4 protein-coding genes are annotated in these 2,960 nt (G+C 61.4%); all 4 read right to left on the reverse strand.

The window, feature by feature from the left end:
* The coding region (locus tag EOA85_RS31370) for an iron-sulfur cluster biosynthesis family protein (RefSeq protein ID WP_245486180.1) at window positions 1-228 on the reverse strand (228 nt) is incomplete at its 3' end.
* Window positions 229-338: 110 nt separating this feature from the next.
* Entirely contained in the window at window positions 339-731 is a 393-nt protein-coding gene (locus EOA85_RS31375) for an SUF system Fe-S cluster assembly protein (protein WP_127212323.1), read from the reverse strand.
* 5 nt (window positions 732-736) lie between these two features.
* Window positions 737-1,978: a cysteine desulfurase gene (locus EOA85_RS31380; RefSeq protein ID WP_127212321.1), complete on the reverse strand. Its 1,242-nt coding sequence runs from the start codon at window positions 1,976-1,978 to the stop codon at window positions 737-739.
* 93 nt (window positions 1,979-2,071) lie between these two features.
* Window positions 2,072-2,960, reverse strand: an 889-nt coding sequence (gene sufD, locus EOA85_RS31385; RefSeq protein ID WP_127212322.1) for a Fe-S cluster assembly protein SufD, incomplete at its 5' end; no start/stop codon positions are given.

The following is a 2,960-nucleotide window of genomic DNA, read 5'->3' on the forward strand; positions in this document are numbered from 1 at the left end:
CAGGAAAAGTGCGGCCTCGGGGGCGACGTAAACATGGGCGCCGTCGCGCTCGATATGGTCATCCTTGGTGTTAGGCTCGGTCACCAGGTCGACCGTATATTCCATGCCGGCGCAGCCGCCCTTCTTGATGCCAAGGCGAATGCCGTACGCATTCTCACGGGTCGCAACGATCTCGCGAACCCGGTCGGCGGCCTTTTCGGTCATCGTGATGACGGCAAAGCGTCCCATCTTTTCTTTCTCCATTGCGCGCAGGTTCAAGGCCTGCCGAATGATTCCTCACCTAAAATGGTGAAATTCTCTGCCTGGCGCAAGTGCACCAATCTTTGTCATATCCGGTGCTAGTACCAACCCACCGCGACCTGTGCCTCTTCCGACATGCGGTCGGGTGACCAGGGCGGATCGAAGGTCATGGTGACCTCGACGCCTGAAACGCCCTCCACGGCGCCGACGGCATTTTCCACCCAGCCCGGCATTTCGCCGGCCACCGGACAGCCAGGCGCGGTCAGAGTCATGTCGATCTTGACCGAGCGGTCGTCCTCGATGTCGATCTTGTAGATCAGGCCAAGCTCGTAGATGTCGGCCGGGATTTCCGGGTCGTAGACCGTCTTCAGCGCCGAGACGATGTCGTCTGTCAGCCGCGCCAGTTCGTCGGCGGGAATGGCCGAGGCGGAAACCAGACCGTTGGCAGTCGTTTCCGAAGTGGTCTCAGCGGTCCGGCCTGCATCATCCATCATCGTCACCCGAAGAATTTTCGCGCTTTTTCGAGCGCGTCGGCCAAAGCGTCGACTTCGGCCCTGGTATTATACATGCCGAACGATGCCCTGCATGTGGAAGTTACGCCGAAGCGTTTCAACAGCGGCTGGGCGCAATGCGTGCCGGCGCGGACAGCAATACCCTGCCGGTCGATCACCATCGATACGTCATGCGCATGAATACCCTGCAGTTCGAAGGAGATGATGGCGCCCTTATCAGGCGCATCGCCGAAGATGCGCAGCGAATTGATGGCGCGTAGCCGCTGATGCGCATAGTCCTTCAAATCCGCCTCATGGGCGGCGATGCGCTCGCGGCCGATCTTTTCCATGTATTCCAGCGCAGCGCCCAGCCCGATCGCCTGCACGATCGGCGGCGTGCCAGCCTCGAAACGGTGCGGCGGATCGTTGTAGGTGACGATGTCTTGCGTCACCTCCTCGATCATTTCGCCGCCGCCCATGAACGGGCGCATGCGCTCCAGCATGTCCTTCTTGCCATAGAGCACGCCGATGCCCGAGGGACCGTAGACCTTGTGGCCGGTGAAGACGAAGAAATCGCAATCGAGATCCTGGACGTCGATCGGCATATGCACGGCGCTCTGGCTGCCGTCGACCAGCACCGGAATGCCGCGTGCGTGCGCGATGCGGACGATCTCCTTGATCGGCGTCACCGTGCCCAGTGCATTCGACATGTGCGTGATGGCGACCAGTTTTGTGCGATCAGTCAGCCGCTTCTCGAACTCCTCGATGTGGAAGACGCCGAGATCGTCGACCGGCACCCAGACCAGGTTGGCGCCCTGCCGCTCGCGGATGAAATGCCACGGTACGATATTGGAATGGTGCTCCATGATCGAAAGCACGATCTCGTCGCCCTCGCCGATATTCGGCATGCCGAAGCCGTAGGCGACGGTGTTGATCGCCGCGGTGGTGTTCGAGGTGAAGACGATGTTGTCGGTGCTCGGCGCGTTGAGAAACCTCTGCACTATCTTCCGCGCGTTCTCATAGGCGTCGGTCGCGGCATTCGACAGGAAATGCAGCCCGCGATGGACATTGGCGTATTCCTGGGAATAGGCGTGCTGGATAGCGTCGAGCACGACCTGCGGCTTCTGCGCCGAGGCGCCATTGTCGAGATAGACCAGTGGCTTACCGTAAACTTGCCGAGACAGGATCGGAAAGTCGCGGCGGATCGCCTCGAGGTCGTAGGGGATGTTTTCGACTTTCTGGTCCATCACAACTTCATCGCCTCATTCCGTCCAACACCCTCGTCCGTCTCGGCGCTACGCGCCGATCCACCTTCGCCCGCAAGGGGAGAAGGGAAGGCGCTAGCCGTGCGCCACGAACCAGCCGTCGAGCCTTGCTTCCAGCGCCTCGACAATCGCCTCGTCGTCCAGCTCCTCAATTACCTCGGCAACGAAGGCCTTGACCAGAAGGCCGCGCGCGGTCTTCTCGTCGATGCCGCGGGCCATCAGGTAGAACAGGTGGCTATGGTCGATCTCGGTGACGGTCGCGCCATGGCCGCAGACGACATCGTCGGCGAAGATTTCGAGCTCAGGCTTGGTCGAGAACTCGCCGTCATCCGACAGAAGCAGCGTGTTGCAGGCCATCTTGGCGTTGGTCTTCTGCGCATATTGGTGGACGTTGATGCGCCCCTGGAAGATGCCGCGCGCCTTGCCGGTAACCACATTGCGGATTACTTCCGTCGAAGCCGTGTGCGGCACGGCATGGTCGAGCACCATGGTCACGTCCGTATGAGTGTCACCGGCAAGCAGGTTGATGCCGCGCAGCGTGAAATCGGCGCCTTCGCCTGTCGTCTTGACCACGATCTCCTGGCGCACCAGCTTGCCGCCGGCATTCATCACGAACAGCGTCAGCTTCGCATTCTTGCCGAGATGCGCCTTGAACTGGGCAAGATGCGTGGCCGTATCCGGCTGCTCCTGCACGATCAGCCACGTCACGTCGGCGCCCTCGTCAAGCAGAAGCTGGCTGACCGAGCTGACGAGTGCGGCGCCCTCGCCCGCCTGGCGCTCGACGATAACAGCCTTGGCGCCGGCGCCGACGCGGACGCCCAAGCGCACATGCGTCTGGCCGCCGGCCTGCAGGTTCTGCAGTTCGATCGGCTTGTCCAGTTCGGTGCCGTCGGAGATGTCGACAAAATAGCCGTCTGCAACGAAAGCGGTGTTCAGGGCGCCGATTGCATCGTCGGTGCCATAC

The sequence above is a fragment of the Mesorhizobium sp. M5C.F.Ca.IN.020.29.1.1 genome (genome assembly GCF_003997375.1).
GTDB lineage: Bacteria > Pseudomonadota > Alphaproteobacteria > Rhizobiales > Rhizobiaceae > Mesorhizobium > Mesorhizobium wenxiniae.